Source organism: Cellulomonas terrae, assembly GCF_007990265.1.
Lineage (GTDB): Bacteria > Actinomycetota > Actinomycetes > Actinomycetales > Cellulomonadaceae > Cellulomonas > Cellulomonas terrae.
In genome coordinates this window covers 196,969-214,852 of record NZ_BJWH01000003.1, presented here as the reverse complement: position 1 = coordinate 214,852, position 17,884 = coordinate 196,969, and the positions used below count along the sequence as shown (strand labels likewise).

At 74.8% G+C, this 17,884-nt stretch carries 14 protein-coding genes; 1 reads left to right on the top strand and 13 read right to left on the bottom strand.

What is annotated here, in order from left to right; all coding sequences use genetic code 11:
* Positions 1-6: 6 nt before the first annotated feature.
* The 11 genes from CTE05_RS04915 to CTE05_RS04865 are packed head-to-tail and all read right to left on the bottom strand — an operon-like array spanning position 7 to position 14,933.
* A complete protein-coding gene (locus CTE05_RS04915; RefSeq protein WP_146844994.1) occupies positions 7-1,167 on the bottom strand; it encodes an eCIS core domain-containing protein in 1,161 nt (386 codons plus the stop codon).
* Positions 1,164-4,241: a DUF6519 domain-containing protein gene (locus CTE05_RS04910; RefSeq protein WP_146844993.1), complete on the bottom strand. Its 3,078-nt coding sequence runs from the start codon at positions 4,239-4,241 to the stop codon at positions 1,164-1,166. The genes CTE05_RS04915 and CTE05_RS04910 overlap by 4 nt, the downstream gene beginning before the upstream one ends.
* Before the next feature lies 1 nt (position 4,242).
* The gene (locus CTE05_RS04905) at positions 4,243-6,471 is read right to left on the bottom strand and encodes a phage tail protein (RefSeq protein ID WP_146844992.1); all 2,229 of its coding nucleotides are present in this window, start codon (positions 6,469-6,471) and stop codon (positions 4,243-4,245) included.
* A complete protein-coding gene (locus tag CTE05_RS04900) occupies positions 6,468-8,984 on the bottom strand; it encodes a baseplate J/gp47 family protein (protein WP_146844991.1) in 2,517 nt (838 codons plus the stop codon). Before CTE05_RS04900 ends, CTE05_RS04905 begins: the two co-directional genes overlap by 4 nt.
* Positions 8,981-11,554 (bottom strand): baseplate J/gp47 family protein, encoded by a 2,574-nt coding sequence (locus tag CTE05_RS04895; RefSeq protein WP_146844990.1) that lies wholly within the window; start codon positions 11,552-11,554, stop codon positions 8,981-8,983. Before CTE05_RS04895 ends, CTE05_RS04900 begins: the two co-directional genes overlap by 4 nt.
* Positions 11,551-11,970 carry a GPW/gp25 family protein gene (locus tag CTE05_RS04890; RefSeq protein WP_146844989.1) on the bottom strand — a complete coding sequence of 140 codons (420 nt, stop codon included), beginning with the start codon at positions 11,968-11,970 and terminating at the stop codon, positions 11,551-11,553. The genes CTE05_RS04895 and CTE05_RS04890 overlap by 4 nt, the downstream gene beginning before the upstream one ends.
* Positions 11,967-12,284 carry a hypothetical protein gene (locus CTE05_RS04885; RefSeq protein WP_146844988.1) on the bottom strand — a complete coding sequence of 106 codons (318 nt, stop codon included), beginning with the start codon at positions 12,282-12,284 and terminating at the stop codon, positions 11,967-11,969. The genes CTE05_RS04890 and CTE05_RS04885 overlap by 4 nt, the downstream gene beginning before the upstream one ends.
* A complete protein-coding gene (locus CTE05_RS04880) occupies positions 12,284-12,805 on the bottom strand; it encodes a phage baseplate assembly protein V (protein ID WP_146844987.1) in 522 nt (173 codons plus the stop codon). Before CTE05_RS04880 ends, CTE05_RS04885 begins: the two co-directional genes overlap by 1 nt.
* 10 nt (positions 12,806-12,815) lie before the next feature.
* On the bottom strand, positions 12,816-13,958 hold the full coding sequence (locus tag CTE05_RS04875; RefSeq protein WP_146844986.1) for a hypothetical protein: 1,143 nt from the start codon (positions 13,956-13,958) through the stop codon (positions 12,816-12,818).
* Positions 13,955-14,260 (bottom strand): LysM domain-containing protein, encoded by a 306-nt coding sequence (locus tag CTE05_RS04870; RefSeq protein ID WP_146844985.1) that lies wholly within the window; start codon positions 14,258-14,260, stop codon positions 13,955-13,957. The genes CTE05_RS04875 and CTE05_RS04870 overlap by 4 nt, the downstream gene beginning before the upstream one ends.
* Position 14,261: 1 nt before the next feature.
* Positions 14,262-14,933, bottom strand: a complete 672-nt coding sequence (locus CTE05_RS04865; protein WP_146844984.1) for a hypothetical protein — start codon at positions 14,931-14,933, stop codon at positions 14,262-14,264.
* A 228-nt stretch (positions 14,934-15,161) separates the two neighbouring features.
* Here CTE05_RS04865 and CTE05_RS04860 point away from each other — a divergent pair, with 228 nt between their 5' ends.
* Positions 15,162-15,884 (top strand): AfsR/SARP family transcriptional regulator, encoded by a 723-nt coding sequence (locus tag CTE05_RS04860; protein WP_222595411.1) that lies wholly within the window; start codon positions 15,162-15,164, stop codon positions 15,882-15,884.
* An 8-nt stretch (positions 15,885-15,892) separates the two neighbouring features.
* Here CTE05_RS04860 and CTE05_RS04855 read toward each other — a convergent pair whose 3' ends face one another.
* Together CTE05_RS04855 and CTE05_RS04850 are read right to left on the bottom strand one after the other, a co-directional pair.
* Positions 15,893-16,120, bottom strand: coding sequence for a hypothetical protein (locus CTE05_RS04855; RefSeq protein WP_146844982.1), 228 nt, complete (start codon positions 16,118-16,120; stop codon positions 15,893-15,895).
* 9 nt (positions 16,121-16,129) lie between these two features.
* Entirely contained in the window at positions 16,130-17,851 is a 1,722-nt protein-coding gene (locus CTE05_RS04850; RefSeq protein ID WP_186814738.1) for an eCIS core domain-containing protein, read from the bottom strand.
* Positions 17,852-17,884: the final 33 nt, after the last annotated feature.

Sequence of the window (17,884 nt, the reverse complement as noted above, 5' to 3'; positions counted from 1 at the left end):
CTGTCGTCAGAACACCTTCTTGAGGGCGTCGCCCACCGTGGGCAGCTTGAGCAGGTCGATGTTCAGCATGATGCGGGTGTCGGGGACCTTCGGTGCCTCGCCGAAGTCGAACCGGCTCCGCCCGAGGCCCGGCAGGTCGGGCGCGGCGAACGCCGGCTGGAGCTGGAGCAGCGACGGGAAGGTCCCGCCCGAGACGCTCAGCCCCGGCAGCAGACCGAGCTTCGCCGTGCCGCCGGCCAGCGACAGGCGCTCGGCGGCCGGGTCCCACGACCAGGCCAGGTCCGCCGTCAGGCTCAGACCCTTCCAGCCGTGGGAGAGCGTGATCAGGTCGCCCAGGTCGAAGGCCGTCCTGAACCGCAGGTTCGGGTTCGTCGCGTCGGGCAGCTGGAAGTCGAGCTTCGTGAGAGTCGCGTACGGGACGAGCGACAGGGGCGTCGCGAGGTTGAACCCCTGGAGCTTCTGGCGACCCGACGGGTCGGCCAGCAGGGAGCCGATGCCCAGACCGTAGGTCGCCGCACCGAACCCGATCAGCGCCCCCTTCTCACCGCCCGACAGGGCGCCGAACGGGCGCGTGACCGCCTCGGTGGCAGGTTCGATGATCTCCTTCTTGATCTTCGGGTCGTCCTTCACCTTGTCGACGAACGTCGACAGCCCCTTGACGACCTCGTCGCCCGCCCCGGGCTCCTTCTCGACCTCGTCCTCGCACTGCGCACCGTCCGGAGGGTGTTCGTGCACGACGAACCGGCCCCCGGCGAGCACGGCCGCGGCAGCGGTGTCCGCCTCACGCTCCGACGGGTGGCCGCTCCCGGTGGCCCGCGCGGCGGGCGACCGGGCGGCGCCGGCCGGACCTGCCGCCTGCTGCGCGACGTGCGCGAGCTCGTGCGCCACGAGCCGGCGACCGTCGGCGGTCCCGGGCCGGTACGCACCGGGGGCGAACACCACGTCGGTCCCGACGGTGAACGCTCGTGCCCGCAGCCCCCGGGCGGCGGTGCCGGCTCGGTCGTCGGCGTGCACCCGCACGGTCGAGAAGTCGTGCGAGAACCCGGCCTCCATCGCACGGCGCGTGGTGGTGTCGAGGGCTGTTCCGTCGGCAGCGGCGAACCCCGCGTGGCGGTCGGGTCCCGGCGTCCCGGGCGCGTGCTCGGCCACCGCCCGGGGGCTGCTCATCCGCTCGCTCCCCGGGCGACCCGGACGACCAGGTGCTCACCCCCGAGCAGCGTCTCGCCGGCCGGCACGTCGGTGCCGAGGACCGTCCCGCCCCGCACGCCGGCGGCGTCCTCCTCGACGAACGTCACCTCGACACCGACCTCGGCGGCGCGCCGCGTGACGAACCCCCGGGTGCGACCCAGCAGGTCGTCGACGACGAGCCGCGGCAGCGGGTCCACCGGCTGGATGGTGCGACCGGGCGGGCGCAGCAGCCGTCGCGGGTCGATGTCGAGACTGCCGAGGTCGATCCGGCCGGGGCGGAACAGGTCTCGGCGAGGCGGCGGGGCGTCGCGCTGCTCGTCGAACCAGAACCACGTCTCGAACCGTCCGCCCGTGACCTCGTCGGTGGTGGGCAGCTCCAGGGCCGTGCGCCGGTCGGACATGACCGTGGTGGCGTGCCCGTTGAGGTGCAGCGCCGGGTCCTCCCCGAGGATCGCCCACCCGTCGAGCTGCAGCCGCAGGAGCAGCGGCAGCGGCGGCTCACCGAGCTGCTGCTCCGCCGCGAGCAGGCGCAGCTGCCGGATCACCCGCTGGAACAGCTCGTCGAGCGGTCGCTGCGGCGTCCAGATGATGAGTGCGCCGTCCGCGTTGAGGTTCCCCGCGATCTCCACGGTCCGCCGCGCCCACGCCGGCGGCGCGGCCCACACCTCGGACTCGGGCGTGACAGGCCACGGGAGCTCGAGCAGCACCCGCCCGACGGGCTTTCCCTGGACGCTCTGCTGGAGCACGGGGGCATCGAGCAGCACCGCGATCCCGGGGAACTGGCCCCCCAGCTCCTCGAAGCTGTACACCTCGTCGTTCTCGAGGTCCTCACCGGAGAAGAACCGCACCGCGGTGACGTGGACGCCGGCGGTCCGCCCACCGGGCGGGTCGAGCTGCGCGGTGACCCGGATGGGCGCCTCGTCGGGCTGGACGGGCCCCGGCACCGTCTCGAGCACGATCGTCAGGACGTCGCTGGTCGCCCCGGCGCCCGTGTCGCGCTGGAGGAACCCGGGTTGCCACACGAAGGCCGCGACACCCTGCTCGTCGGTCTCCGTCGCGACGCGCTGGTCGGCGCCGGGGGTGTTCGCGAGCGTCGGGGGGACGGGCGAGCCGTCCGCCACCCCGAGCACCAGGCCGGTGCGCGCGACGGCGGCCGAGACGGTCGCCCCGCGGACCGGGCCGCACGGCGAGTCGACCGCGACGCGCACCAGCTGGGGCACGGTCGAGCCGCGTGCGGCGACCTCCTGCCCGTCGCCGCCGACCAGCGCGACGCTCGGGGTCTCGACGAGACGAGCGAGCGCGTCCTGCACGGTCCGTTCCTCCGCGAACCCCCGGCACACCGGGTCCCACTGGACCTGGCTCGCCACGGACAGCCGCCCGGTCACGACCACCGCGACGTCCTCGACGTCCAGCGTGTCCGTCAGGCGCTGGGCCGTGAGCGTCTGCGTGGTCGCACCGCCGGGGTCGAGCGTCCACAGCACCTCGGCCAGACCGTCGGCGTCGGTCGCGACGACGAGCGGGTTGCCCGCGCCCCCGCCTGCCGTGCGCAGCGAGCCACCGGCCGCGGTGAACCGCACGTCCTCGTCGGCGACGGGGATGGCGCCGCGCCGGACGACGACGCGGACGGGCTGGGGGAGCTCGTCGCCCGGCATGGCCTCCTGGCCGTCACCGCCGACGAGGTCGATCGACGTCATCGCCGTCAGCGGCGGGAACAGGGACCGGCAGTCGGCGACGAGCCGCCAGCCGTCCGCGTCGCGCTCCAGGATGCCGAGCTGCGCGCGGTGCGTGCTCGGGCCGTGCGGTGCCAGGGCCAGGGGTGCGTCCGGCAGGCCGGGCCACTCGATGGTGCCCTGACGGGCGGTCACGCCGTACGCGAGCCGGACCGTGCGCGCGGGGACGAGCCAGTGGTCGCCGACGGCGGGGGTGCCACCGGCCGGGAAGGTGACGGTGATCCCGCCCTCCAGCGGCTGCGGTGCGGCGCTCAGCGGTGTCGGGCCCCCGTCCCAGCGGCGCACGACGGGCGTCCCACCGAGCGCGGACACGCTGGTGACGGCCGTGTCGAGCCACGCGACGTGCACCACGTTCTCGGCCACCGAGTCGACCGTCGAGCCGACCCGGGCGAGGAACCCCGGCCGGTGCTGCAGCTGCAGAGCGACGCTGGTGACCTCCACGAGGTCCCCCGGGAGGATGGACAGCTCCTCGTCGCGCCCCACGCGGTCCAGCTCGAGCGCGTGGTCCATGCCGGTGACGACGGAGGGCTCGACGGAGACCAGCTTGGCGACGACGGAGCCGTTCTCGCGCGACCACACGAACCGTGCGCCACCGTCGACGTCGTGCACCTCGACCCGGTACAGCTGGTTCTCGAGCAGCTCGTACCCGCTGCCCGCGGTGATCGAGCAGGGGTCGGTCTGGGCCTGCGCGTCGGCGACCCCGGCGACCATGAGCCGTGGGACGCGCAGCGGGAGGGCCCCGGCGACCTGCGAGCAGACCTCGTCCCCGAGGAGGGCCTCCAGGCGCACCTGCCACACGGTCTGCGCGCGCGCGGCGGTGTCGGGACCGCCGAGGGCCGACTCCAGCAGCTCGGGCCGCTCGTCGGCGGTGACCAGGCGGTCGAACACGTCGAGGAAGACCGCGTACCGACCGTTCGCCCCCGGCTGGCCGACGGCCGGCTCGTCCGAGACCTGCGGGAGGAACGGCTGCTCGGTCAGCGGCCAGGCGGTCGCGGGTCCGGGCGGCTCCGACGACTCGACCAGCTCGCCGTCGACGTAGTAGCGCCCGGGCGTCACCCCGAGGTCCTCCCAGGGGAACGGACCGTCGTCGGCCACCTCACCGGTGGTCAGCGACACGATGGCGAACGGCCCGGGGGAGCCGTCGCCGGGGTCCACGCCGCCGGCCGGACCGACGATGTCCGCGGTGCGCACCTCGTCGTGGTGCGCGGTGATGTCGGCCTGCTCGTTCCACTCGGCGTCCAGCAGGACGCGGCCTTGCTGCATGACGACGGACCGGAACCCCAGTGCGGGGTCGAAGGTGCGGCGGGTGAGGTCTGCGTGCATGTCAGCTCCCGAACAGTCCGATCTGCATCCCCGCCGGCACGTAGGGCTCGACGAGACGACGTGCTGCGTCCGCCCGCAGGGGACGGCGCAGGTGGTGGTGGACGCCCATCTCGGCGCCGTCCTCGCCGCCGCGGCGCACCGAGGAGGGCGCGGCGGGCGACAGCGACGGGTAGAAGGGCGAGCCGAGGCTCGTGGCGCCCGGACCTCCGGCGAGGAACGACGGCCAGTCCCCGCCGGGGGCGTCGGGCTGCGGCACGCACCGGAACCGGCGCGGTGTCCGTGAACCCGGGGCGAGGTAGCTGAACCGCGCGCAGCCACGCTGCCGGTCGACCACCGTGACGAGCTCGGTGCACAGGCTCGACGTCACGTCGAGGATGCGCGCGTCGAGCGTGCCGAACAGCGTCGTCCCGTCGACGGTGACGTGCGTGCCCGGGGCCGTGACCGCCGGGGCCTGCGGTGCGGGGTCGGCGAGCGCGTCCGTCAGTGCCGGGTCGACGACGCAGTCCCGCACGGACAGCGTCGGCACCGTCCCGACCAGCTCGATCCCGCCGACGAGGCTGCGCCGTACCGTCACGGCCAGCTCGCGGTTGCCGTCGTCGGCGGTGCCCTCGACGACGACGCGTCCTGCGACGGTGCACTGGCTCAGCGTGAGCGACCGCAGGTCGCCGGCCCGCACGACCACGTCCCCGTCGACGACGAGACCGTCCAGGAGCAGGGCGGACCCGGTGGCTCCCGTGACGACGACGTCCCCGACGATGCGCGGGCGCAGACCGTCGGGGGAGTACACGCCCGGCACGGGGGCCTCGACGTCGCCGTTGAGCAGCTGCCGCCCGCGCCACGTCGCCGCCACGAGCACGAGCCGCGACTCCGCGGGGACCTCGACGTCCAGCGCCCCGGCGTACGCCTCGCTGTCCGCGACGGACAGCACCTGGGTGCCGCCGGTGAGGTCGGGGGTGGACGCCGCCCACCGCGCCGCGATCTCGGCGAGCCCGTCGACGACGGTGGTCTGCAGCCCGCCGGCCGGTGGTCCCGTCCGGACCAGGACCTGGGACTCGACCCGGTCGCCACCCTCGTCGGTGTCGCCCGTGAACGGGTCGTCGGCCAGGGCCTCGGCGTGCCCGGGACTGCGGTCGTAGGTGCCGGCACCGACGTCCGCGACCGCGCCGTACGCGTAGCGCACGAGCACCGAGCCCGGGTTGGTCGCGACGCCGTCGAGGTAGGTGCGCACCCGACCGCAGACCGGGTCCACCGTGACCTGCCAGCCGAGCGCCGGGTCGCCGGACGGGTCGACCGTCGTGAGCTCCTCGAGGCCGCGCACCCGCACCCGCCACGGCTCGAGGGGGTCGCCCCCGTCGATGCGCACCGCGACCGGGAGGTCCGTGGGGTCACCCTCCAGCCCGAGCGCCCGCTCCGCGCGCAGCAGCGCGAGCAGGCGGCGCGGCCGCAGCGGCACGGGCAGGTCGCTCTCGACGGCGAGGTGCTCGATCGCGGCCTCCGTCGCGGGCACCGCGAACCAGGGCTCGCGCACGCCGAGGGGGTGCGTCGCCCAGCCGTCGTCGGGGTCGCCCAGGGCGCGTGCGGCGATGTCGACCGCCTCGTACACCTGCACGGGGAACACGAACACCGCGACGTTCTCGATGCCGTACCGGCCTCGTCCGCCGTGACGCCCGGGGTCGACGCGCCGCACGTGGGCCGTGTGCGCGAACCTGGTCAGCGCCCCCTGGGCGAGCCGGGGGGAGCCGAGCTCGGCGCTCGCGGCGTCGCGCAGGCTCGCCCACGTCGGTCGCTCCGGCCGGACGTGGTTGACGTGCGTCGTGGTGCCGAGCAAGCGGTACGTCTCGACGGCCTTCGTCGGCCAGCCCGTCACGTCCCGGACGACCTGCTCGATGACCGCGACGGTGCCCTTGCGCTGCCGGTAGGAGACGGTGTTGGCGACGACGCCGCGCCGCGAGACGCCCGCCCCGGTGCCCGACCCCAGGTCGCCCGGGAGCCCCTCGAGTCCGACGAGGTCCGCGAGGTACGGAAGCACCCACTCCGGCGCCGTCTCGACGAACCACGAGTCGTACAGCGACTGCAGGTCGTCCTCGACGGTCGCGAGCTCGGTGGCCACGGCGCCCAGCAGCGCGTGCAGCAGACCGCCGGACTCGGCGTCGCGCTGCAGGACGTGCGCCGGGAGCAGCGACTCGAGGTACGCGGTGCGCTCGTCGCGCCGCAGGTCGGAGACGGTCATGCGAGCACCTCCACGAGGGCTGTGACGTGCAGGGCCTGCGCGGGCAGGAGCTGCCTGTCGGCGTCGGGCGACGGCCGGTCCCAGCGGGCCGGTGCGGCGACGAGCAGGTCGGCGGTCGAGTCGGCGAGGCCCGGCGCGGAGAGGGTGGGCATCGTCACCGACTCGACGCCCTCGACGGTCGCGGCCGTCACGAGCACCGACGACGCCGCGAGCGACGTCGCCAGGTCCATCGCGGCGTACGCGGTGAGCAGCGTGGCCTGGACCGCGGCGAGCACGGGCGCGACCTCGTAGCGCGGGTCCACGTGGATGCCCAGCTGCGCGACCGCGGGGACGACCTCGCCCGGCAGCACCACACGCTGCCCCCGCTGCTCGCGGGCCGCGTCGAGCGTCTGCTGCAGGTCGGCGAGCAGGTCCGTCGTGGCCGGGTCACCCGTGACGCCCAGCACCGAGACCACGATCGTCCGTGTCCGCCCGTCCCACACGAGGTGTGCGCTCGCCCGGCCGACCCGTGCGTAGCTGCGCGCGAAGTCGGCGTAGTCCGCGACGGACACCGCGCGGTCGAGCGTGCGGATCCGTTGCGGGGCGTTGGTGCGGGCACCGTCCAGGTCCTCCGGCGGTGCCCAGTCGTGCGTCGCGGCGGGGTTCGTGATCGTCGCGATGCCACGCGGCCGGCGCACCGGCAGCATCACCGCACCCGCCTCCGCGATGCCGGCTGCCCCGATCCCCGCGCGGTACGTCGCGCGCACGTTCTCCGCCCCCGACGGCAGCCGGGAGCCGTGCAGGCCGTCGCCGAACACGACCGTCGAGACACCGTCCTCGGACTGCCGCACGACGTACACCTGGTCGGTCGGCCCCGCGTCGAGCAGCGACTCGACCTGCGCCCACGCGACGTCCTCGACCCGCACCTCGAGCTCGGCCTCGACCCCGGCAGCGTTCGTCGTCGTGGACACGTAGGTCAGCGGAGCCTTGCGCAGCGTGAACCGGGGGAACGCGACGGCGCCGTCGCCGCTGCCGAGCACCTGCTCGGTCGTCTCGCCGTGCGTCGCGTCGGCGACGTTCGCGTGCAGGACCACCGAGCCGGCGCGGTACTGGTGCTCCAGCGGTGGGTCGAGGGTCAGGCGCTGCGCGCCACCCGCGGGCACCGAGTCGCCGGAGCGCTGCTGGACCGCGACCACCGTGGCTGCCTCGACGACCTCCTCGTCGTCCGGGGTGACGCCGACCACGAGCACCCGCAGGTCCTCCTCGAGCGGGGGGTCCGTCGGGAGCACGTCGAGCGTCGTCGCGGGTGCACCCACCGCGTCCGGGTCCGGCATCCACGCCGTCGGGAGCTCCTCGCTCACGGCGTGCACGAGCGTGCTCTCCCGGTCGAAGCCCGCGACCCGCTTGTCGTCGTCGACGTCGACGCGCGTCACCTTGTTCGCGACCCCGAACCGGCGCGCGCCACCGGCGGAGACGCCCGTGACCTCGAACGCCTCCACCTGGTCGCCGCTCTCGAGCGCGAGCCACGAGCCAGGGACCAGGTCGGGCACGTCGCCGTCGATCTCGAGCTCGCTCAGTGCCCAGCCGGGCCACAGCTCGTCGGGGACGCCGCTCGTCACGAACGCGATGCGCTTGTCCTCGTTCTGCAGAAGCTCCGTGCGGGGGGCGTTGTGGCCGAACAGGTTGAGCCGCCGGGTCAGGCGCAGCACCCGCACGTCGCCGAGCGTGCGCCCGCCGGCGAACGTCACCGGTGCGTGGAGCGTCACGCGGGTCCAGCCCGTCGCCCACGGAGGGTCCACGTCGACCGCGGTGACGCGCCGCAGCGCCCACTGCGCGTCGGCACCGCCGGGACGCGCCCGGCGCGGTGGGCCGGCCGCGGCCGGCCCGACGAGGAGCAGCCGGTCGTCGACCTCGACCAGCGGCGCCGTCGAGTCCAGCCAGACCTCGTCGGTCCCTGTGGGGAACGCCTGACGGACCCGGTCGAGCCCGGGAACGGCGTTCCACGCGACGCGCGCGACGATGTCCGCGGTGGTCTCGAACGTCTGCGGGAGCTTGCCGGGCGGAGGGACCGACTGCACGGGTGTCCCCGCGGGGACGTCCACCATCAGCGGCGCGGTCGGTGCGGTCTCCACCGCGAACGCCAGCTCGACGCGCGCCGCGGCACCCGGCCGCAGCTCGTAGCCGAGGGTGCGCGCGAGCTGGCGCACGCTCGCCGTCTCGGTCGCCGTCCGCAGGAAGCCCTCCTGCGCGATCCGCTCCGTGTAGAACGACACGACGTCCGTGACGACCGCCCACGTGTCGAGCAGCGCGACGGTCGGGTCCGCGGCCGGCTGCGTCGCCAGGGAGCGCACCGCGAGGTCCTGCGCGGGCTCCGCCAGGTGCTCGCGCATCCGGGCCAGCGCCGTCCCGTGCGGCGCCACCCGCCACCGCAGGGCACGCTGACCGGGCAGGTTCCCCTCGGGCGCGGTAGGCCCGCGGCCCGCGCACGCACCGCCGCACGCACCGCCGCAGCCGCAGCCCGTCCGGGTCGTCATGTCCCGCCTCCCAGCCTGATGTCGACCCGGCCGGCCTCCGGGTCGTTCGGGTCCGAGTCGCACTGCAGCAGCTCGCGCGGCGACATGAGCAGCTCGCCCGCCGCCAGGGTCGCCGCCGCCTGCGCGGCGCCGGCGTCCGCCCGCGCGAAGCGCGTGACCTCGACCCACGCGACACCGTCGACCGTCATCGCGGCACCCACCACGTCCGACAGCCGCAGGGGGTCGCCGAACGTGAATCGGTCCGGGTGGAAGAACGCGCGCTGCCCGTCGCGGCGCGTCCCCGAGCCGAGGACGTCGCGCAGCCCTGCCTCGACGTCGGCCGCGTCGTGCTCGGGTCGCACGCACGCGAACAGCGCGATCGTCAGCGGCACGAGCACGGGCCGCTCGAGCTCGACGTCGATGCCCGCCATGCGGCGCACCTCCAGCGAGGCGACGAGCTCGTCGTCCAGCGTGTCGTCGTCCGCGAGCGCCGCGACCGGGTCGACGGTGACCTCCTGGGCGTACCAGGACCCCGTCCAGCGTCGACGGGCGACGGCACGCTGCACGCCCGGGTGCTGCTCGGCGACCGTCGCGTAGTCCGGCGAGGTCACCGCACGCAGCTGGGTGCGCAGCGCCGCGGGGGCCAGCTGACGCACCTGCTCGAGGCGTTCCGGGTCGGTCCCGCCCGTCGCGGGCAGCGGGTTCCAGACCTCGACCCCCGCGGGCGGGGCGAGGCGGTCCGCCCGGGGCAGCAGCCGGACCAGCCGGTCCGGGGCGAGGCCGCCGAGGGCGCCCGTGCCGATCCGGTACGACGCGAGCGGCGTCGAGCCGACGGACGGTTCCCGGCCCGTCAGCCCGTCGCCGAAGCGCAGCCGGGACACCCCGCCGGGTTCCGGCTCGACGACGACGTGCGTCGCCAGGCGCCCGCTCGCGAGCAGGTCGGGCCGGGGCAGCCACGTGCGCTGCCCGTCGTACAGGGACAGGGCCGCCCCGGCGCGCCGCGGGTCGGGCCGCAGCAGCGCACCGGCGGCGCCGGTCGTCGGGAACGTCGGGTCCGTGTACGTCAGGTCGGGGCGCTGCAGGCGCGGGCGGAACGCGCCGTCGGCCGGCACCGTCGGCGGCACGAGGGTCTCGTCGAGGAGGGTCGCGCCGTGGTCGGCGACGACGACGTTCGCGAGCGCGAGGGCCCTGGCGTCGTCGGTCCCGGGCGTGGTCACCTGCAACGGAGCGGGCAGGGCGTCGGCCGCGTGCCACCGCAGCTCCCAGACGCGCACGGCCGGGTTCAGCGGGTCGTCGTGCCCCCGCGCGTCCTGCACCAGCCGCACGGGGAACCGGCGCCCCGGGTCACCCTCCCGGGCGACGCCGTTGACCGGGGTGTCGACGAGGACGAGCACGTCGCCCGCGCGCAGCCGAGGATCGTCCGCGGCTCCCGTGCCGCTCGCCACGAACGCCGCGGTCGTGCCCGCCGGCAGGCAGTGGTCCGGGTCGCCCCAGGCGTACAGGGGCAGCGCGTTGCGTGCCGGGGTGATCTCGACCGCGGCGACCGTCTCGAACACCGTGCCGCCCAGGTCGGTCGCGTCGACCGGCACCCCGATGTCCTGGCCGGCCCGCGCCGGCAGGTCCGTCACCGGGGTCCGCTCCGGCACCGTCAGGGCGCCCGCAGCGGTCGTGAACGCCAGGAGGGTGCGCGCCGAGCAGCCCTCGTGCACCGCGTAGCCCAGGAGCCGCGCGTGCCGCCGCACCGACGTCCGGCGCCGCGCGGTCCCCAGGTACGCCTCCACGGCCACCGCGTCCTGCCAGTACGCGAGCCGGTCGCCCACCGCGGCGAACAGCTCCACGAGCATGACCGCGGGGTCCGCCGGGTTGCGGTCCGTCCAGTCCGGCAGCAGCGTCGCCAGCCGGTCGAGCAGCCGGGTGCGCAACGCCTCGTAGTCGCGGGCCAGGTAGTCGCCGGGCAGCAGGTCGACCTCGCCCTCCGACGGGGCGCACTCCTCCCGGCAGTCCAGGTCGGTCGGGCAGTCCACCGAGAACGCGAACGGGGCGGTCGACAGCGGCAGGTCCACGCCGTCCGGAGCGCCGAGGCCTCCCGGTCCTGCGAGCCGCAGCGTGTACGTCGACCGGTCGCCCCACGACGACGTGCGCACGACGAGCACCCGACGCGCCAGGTCGTCGTGGTCCGGGTCCGCCGGGTCGGGCAGCGCCTGCGCGACGAGCGTCTGGTCGGCCTCGCTCACACCCGCCGGCAGAGGCCCGACGGGGTCGCTCGCCGTCCCGACGATCGCGTCCGCGCGGTAGGCCCACACGGCGTGCACCGGGTTGAGCGCGGGGTCGGGCCGCACGCCACCGACGACGTGCACCGTGTCCGCCGTCCACGTCGTCGGGACCGGCCCGTTGAGCAGGTGCACGAGCAGGGTGCTCTGCTGCGGTGCGTCGGGCACCTGGTCGGATGCGCCGTCGTGGTTGGAGAGCACCTCGACGTGGTCGATCCCGTCGATGCCGTCGGGCTCGCCGATCCCGGGCCGCCCGCGCACGAGGGCACGGCGCGCCTCGAGGTCGATCGGGGCCGCGAACGGGAGGCTGCCGGCCGTCACGGCGTCACCCCGGCGGTCGGTCCACCGGTCACAGTGACCGTCCTGCGCTGGTCGGGGTGCGACGCGTACAGCGGGGAGTAGACGACGACCACCTCGAGCGCCGAGTCCACCGCCGTGACCTGCACGTCCTCGACCCGCACCAGGTCGGCGAGCCACTGCTGCAGGGCCCCCTGCACGAGGGCCCGCGTCGTCTCCGCGAGCGCGTCGTCGAGCGGCGCGAACACCAGGCGGGCCACCCCGCTGCCGAAGTCCGGGCGGTTGACCCGCTCACCCGGGCCCGTGAACAGCACCTGCTCGACGAGGCCCGCGACGTAGACGGAGTCGTCGACCAGCGCGGTGCGCCCCCGCGCGTCCAGGCGCAGCGGGAACGCCACGTGACGCGGCGGGACCGACCGGCGCGGCGAGGCGGTGCTCATGTGGCACTCACCCGGGTCTGCGTGGCCGTGCACGTCATGGGGACCCCCGTGGGCAGGCAGGAGCCCGAGCCGCTCTGGATCGCGAGCGGCTGCTGCATGGAGGTGACCCGCGTCGTGCCGCTGCTCCACTGGGCGCTCACGTCGGGACCGCCCGACTGCGGCGGGTACGAGCAGCCCGACACCGTGTACGGCGTGGCCAGCAGGATGACGCCCTGCCCACCCGCGGTGACGCGCGGCGACGCGCTCGCCGGCTTGGCCTGACCCTGGTGGGCGCACGTCACCGTGGCGGACTGCGTCACGAGGTTGCCGGGCATCACTTCACCTCCAGGGCGCCGTCGTTGATCGACACCGACGACATCGAGACCGCGATCTTGTTGCTGCCCATCGCGACGGTGAACCCGCTGCTGGTCGCCTCGACGGTGATCGTGGTCGAGACCGCGGGAGACCCGACGGAGACCTTCACGCCGCCCGCCCCGGACAGGTCGGACAGCTCGACGGAGATCGCGTCGGTCTTGAGCATCTTCACGTCGGCGACCGCGGGCGAGGCGGGCACCTGGCCCGTGCCCCAGAAGCAGCCCGCGAGGATGGGCGAGTTCGGGTCGCCGCCCTCGAACTCGACCCACACGTTCGCGCCGACGGGCGGGACCAGGAACAGCCCCACCTTGTCCCCGGCGTACGGCGTGCAGGGCATGGCCCAGCTCATCCGTCCCTGCCCGAGCACCGCAGGGCACTCCACCTGCACGCGCCCGAGCTGCATGACGTCGGTGTTGCTCGCGACCGTCCCGCGGTACTTGCCGTAGAACCGCGCGGGACCCGGGGGAGCGAAGTCGTTCATCGTCGCCCCGTCACACCATGACCACAGGAGTGATGGCGCCGCTGCCCTCGCGCTGCAGCGTGAACGACGCGGTGTAGGCGCCGCGGCTGACGTGGTGCACGACCTGCTGCACGTACCAGAGGCCGTCGGCGGACCAGCCCGCCCCCCGCATCCCGACGAGCGTGCGGGGCCGCAGCACCGTGCCGTACGCGCCGCCGTCCAGCGTGCCCGACGCCGTCACCGCGTCGACGCTCGCGTCGAGCACGCCCTGCGCCCGCGCGAACGCCGCGGCGGCGCTGATCCCGGTGCCGCGGAACTGCCTCGACCGCAACGACGCCTGGTGCTCGACCCACACCGGCAGCGCGCTCAGCGGCGGACGCGTCGGCGCGACCGTCCGCACCGGCATCGTCTGCCCCGTGCGCGCGTCCTGCACCTGGCCCTCGACGTTCTCCGGTCGCTGCACGTCCGTCATGAAGGACACCTGGCCCTGCACGTTCGTCGCCGGCCCGAGGTCCACGGAGATCGCCGGCTGCGGCAGTCCCGCCCGCACCGCCGGCCCCCAGTAGAGCGAGCTCATGCCGCGGACCGGTCCCGGGATCATGTAGCAGACGAAGCCGTGCCACTGGGCGAGGTCCGAGATGTGCCGCCAGTCCGTCGCCTGCTGCGTGGGCGTGCGCTCCATCGGCAGCGGCGGGTCCATCGTGGGCGGGGGGATCACGGTCGGGACGATGCCGTGCTGTGCGTACCGCGCGGCGATCGCGAGCACCTGCAACGAGTCCTCGAGGGCCACGTGCTCGTCCGAGACCTCCCTGCGGTCCAGCAGGACCGACAGGTCCCGACCGGTGAGGGTCAGCTCTGCACGCTGCTGCTCGCCGCCGGGGACGAGGGTCGTCTCGGTGACGATCCCGTCGACCAGCACCTTCGGCAGCACCCCCATCGTCAGCTCGACGACGACCCGGGCGTTGGCGCGCAGCGGTGACGTCGTCAGGACGGGGGAGTCGAGGGCCGCCGTCGGGCCCGAGCGGCCCGCGTCCAGCACGATGCTGAACACCGTCGGGCGCGAGTCCGACTCGGTGACCTGGACGGACCGCACGCGCTGCGCGACGTCCGGCGGCACCGGCAGCGGGACCGTCGGGCCGGCCGACAGCGCCATGTGCACCCCCAGCAGGCTCACGACGACGCCGCCCTCGGCAGCGGCACGACGAGCTCCGTGCCGACGGCCTCCGCGTCGACGAGGGCGTCCGGGTCGAGCGCGTCGTTCGCGTCGCACACGCGCCAGAAGCCCAGCGGGTCGCCCGTGTACCGCGCACTGACCAGGTCCAGCCGGTCGCCGGGCGTGACGAGGTGCACCGCGAGCGTCGCCTGCGCCGCCGGGTCGGGCGGGTAGCGCCGACGCAGGTACCGCACCAGGCGGCGCGCACCGTCGGCGGTCGTGACCTCCAGGACCGTCGTCTCGACCTCGTCGTACCGTGCCACGTCACCCTCCTACCGAGACGGAGACGCCGGCTGAGCCCGCCACCGCGGCCGCGATCCCCGCGAGCCCGCCGACGGTCGCGCGGACCTCCTGCTGGACCTGGTGCACCAGGGACATCGCGAACCCGACGTCCGTGGGCGAGAAGTCGTCGTAGGTCAGGACCGTCAGGGACAGGTCCACCGCGGCCCGGATGGGGTTGAGGAGCGTGTCGAACGCCTGCTCGCGGATGGTCAGCGAGTCGACCCGGACGGGCACGACCCGCCCCGGACCCCAGACGAGGACCGTGAGGGGCGCGGTCGGCGGGAGCACCTCGATCACCCCGGCCGCGGTCAGCGCGGTGCGCGCGATGACCTGCGCCGTCGTCGGGTACAGCTGCATCTCCAGCACCGCGAGCCGACCCGCGACACCCATGACCTGCGTGATCGCGTCGCCCGCCTCGAGGCCGTCGGTGGCGTCGAGCTCGACCGTCATCGTGACCGTCTCGGTCGCCGCACCCCACACCCGCAGCGAGTCCGACGCGGACGCCGTGCCCGCCGTCGGCCCACGCGGGCGCAACGACCGGGTGACCTCGTCGGGGTTGTACTGGAACACCGCGATCCGGGCCAGGGGTGCCGTCGGCTCGACCGCGACGATCGCCCCGGCCATGACGCGCGGTGACCCCGGGAAGCTGCTCATCCCGCGATCGTGGACGGGCGTCGTCACGCCTGTGTCACGCGCCTGTCACGCCCGACCGGCGACCGCCGGATGTATCTGCGCGGAGCGCGAGCGTCCCTCTCCTTGCAGGACGAACCGCACCAAGCGGATCATTCGGACAGTGACCGGCCATCGCGCGACGGGGCACCTCGGCGCCCCGGTAGGGGGTCCTCGATGTCGCTGCAGTCAGCCACGCTCCGGCCGCCCCTCGTGGACGGTCCCCAGGTCTCGATCCGGCTGCTCGGGGCGTTCGCCATGAACGTCGACAGCGCCCCGGTCGAGCTCCCCGCAGGGGTCCAGCGCCTGGTCGCGCTCCTCGCGCTGCGCGGCCGGACGGGACGCAGCCGGCTGGCCGGGCTGCTGTGGCCGGACACCGAGGAACGTCGCGCGCTCGCGAGCCTGCGCACCGGGATCTGGCGCGTCAACCAGGCCGCTCCCGGGCTCGTCGTCTCCGCGCACGGGACGATCGAGCTCGGGCTGACGCCCGCGGTCGACGTGCAGCAGCTGATCGACCACTCGCGCGCGCTCCTGCGCGGTGCCCCCGACGACGACGCCCCCGCCGACCCGGGCGACGGCGAGCTCCTGCCCGACTGGGACGACGCGTGGCTCGACGCCGAGCGCGAACGCCTGCACCAGCTGCGCCTGCACGTGCTGGAGGCCACCGCCCGCCTGCTCGCGGACCACGGGCGGTTCGGGCTGGCGCTCGAGTTCGCCCTCGCCGCGCTGCGCGCCGACGAGCTGCGCGAGAGCGCGCACCGCGCGGTCATCGAGATCCATCTCGCGGAGGGCAACATCGTCGAGGCGCGCCGCGCGTACGACGCGTGCAGCCGCACGATGCGCGACGAGCTCGGCATCGACCCGTCGCCGAGCCTGGTCGCCCTCGTCCGCCCGGGCGGCCACGCGCCGCTGCACGTCGTGACCGCCTCCACCTGAGCGGCCTGCTAGTCCTCGTCGCGCCCCAGGAGGATCGCGACCGACGGGTCGTCGTCGACAGGAGGGAGCCGACCGACCAGTGTCGTGTGCGACGCGACGTCCAGGACCCCCCACTCCAGGAGTCCCGCCAGGTAGGCACGCCACGCGATGACGTACTCGCGCGGGAGCACGCCCGCGAAGTGTGACTCGTCGGCGTTGATCCGCGCGGCGAGCTCGTCCTGTGTGCTCTGGTCCATCCGCCGTTCCTAGAGCCGGGGGACGACGAGGTCGAAGTCCCTGCCGATGACGCGGATCTGCTGTATCCGGCCCAGCGTATCGGCGCCAAAAGCCCTCCGGACCGCGCGCTCCGCGAGCTCCCGGGTGATCCCGGCCTGACCTCGCACGTCCGCGATGATGTGCGGCGCCTGTCCCGCGCCCTCCAGGATGCGGCGTCCGAGTGCCCCCGACAGGTCGCGCGACGTGAGGCTGGTGATGGTCTTCAGCTCGGTACGCACTCCGTCGACGATGAAGTCGGCGGTGCGGACCCCGTGGCGGGTCGACTCGGCCAGGACCCGCACGTTGCGTCCTTCCCTGATCAGGCGTCCCACGATCACGGACTCCTGCGCGGACAGCGTTCGGCCGCCCTCGATGACGAGGCGGCCCGTCCGGGCTGCGCTCCCGCCGGCGCCGACCCCGGGGAGGAACCGAGCGCCGATGTACCAGAACGCGAGGTCGGTGAAGGCGCTGGCCGTCGCCGCGGCGTCGTCGCGAGCTGCGTCCAGGGCGGGCTGGTAGACGCTGAAGATCCGTGGAGCGGTCTGCGGGTTCAAGAGCGTCGGCCACACGACGTGGGCATCGCGGTAGAAGGCGACGACGGTCAACCCGCCAGGTCGGAAGGCATCGGCTCGAGCCGCAACCTCGGCGTCGGCGTCCTGCCGGGTAGCCCTGGGCGGGATGAGCGGCAGGACGTCGAGGTCGGACGGGTCGAGGTCGCGCAGGAGAGTGCGCAGGATGGTCCCGTCGTCCAGAGTGATGACTGCCTGTCCTGCCACGAGGTTGATGGCGAGGGCAGCTGCCCGCTCGTCGACGTAGGCCCTGACGTCGGCGGTCGAGAAGCCGGGGAAGGGCCAGGTGTTTCGTTGCGGTGCGGTGTCGAAGAACGATGCCCATGCGGGGAGCAGCCGCCCGGTGTCGATGAGGACCACCATCGACTCGTCGGGCGAGTGCGACACCGGGGCGTCGGGGTCGCCGTACAGCTCGGTCGCGATCGCCCTGTCCGTGTATGGGCCGAGGAACCGGGCGCGCGGCGGGTCGCCGTCCAGCGAGTCGAAGCGGACGCCCTCCCCGAACTCGCGCCGCTGGACGCGCAGGTCGAGGCCGTGGGTCTGCTGCACCACGTGCGCGAGCTCGTGGGCGAGCAGCTCCTGCCCCTGCGGGCTCGCCGGGTGGTGGCCCCGGCCCAGGGCGACCCGCGAGCCCACGGTGTAGGCCTCCGCCCGGAGGTCTTCTGCGGAGCGGTCGGCGGCGGCACCCCAGTAGACGCGAACCGCGCCGAGCCCGTGACCGAGACGGGGTTCGAGCCTTGCGCGTGCCGCTGGATCGAGCGGATGGCCGGGGCCGCTCAGAGCCGCGTGGACCGAGGGCGGGGCGCTCCCCTCCGGGGGTCGGGCACGACCGGCAGGTCGCCGGGCGTAGGTGGTGCCGGACAGGGAGTCGGCCGCTGCTTCGAGGGGGTCGTCGGTCCGTCCGACGGAGAGGAGGGTGGGGAGCGGGGTCGGCGGTACGGGCCGCTCCGACCGCGGGTCGTGCACGGCGACCTGGCCGAGATCGTGCTGCGGGGACGGTCCCGGGGCAGGAGACGTGTCCGGTGAGGACGTCGTGCGTCTCGCCGGGGTGATCGCGTGGTCGCCACGAGCGGTCGCCGCAGGTTCTGTTCGCGCGGCCGCGGTCGGAGCGCCGGCGACGGACGTGATGCGCGACGACGTCATGGGGGCAGCGTCGGTCAGCGGCATCACGGTGGC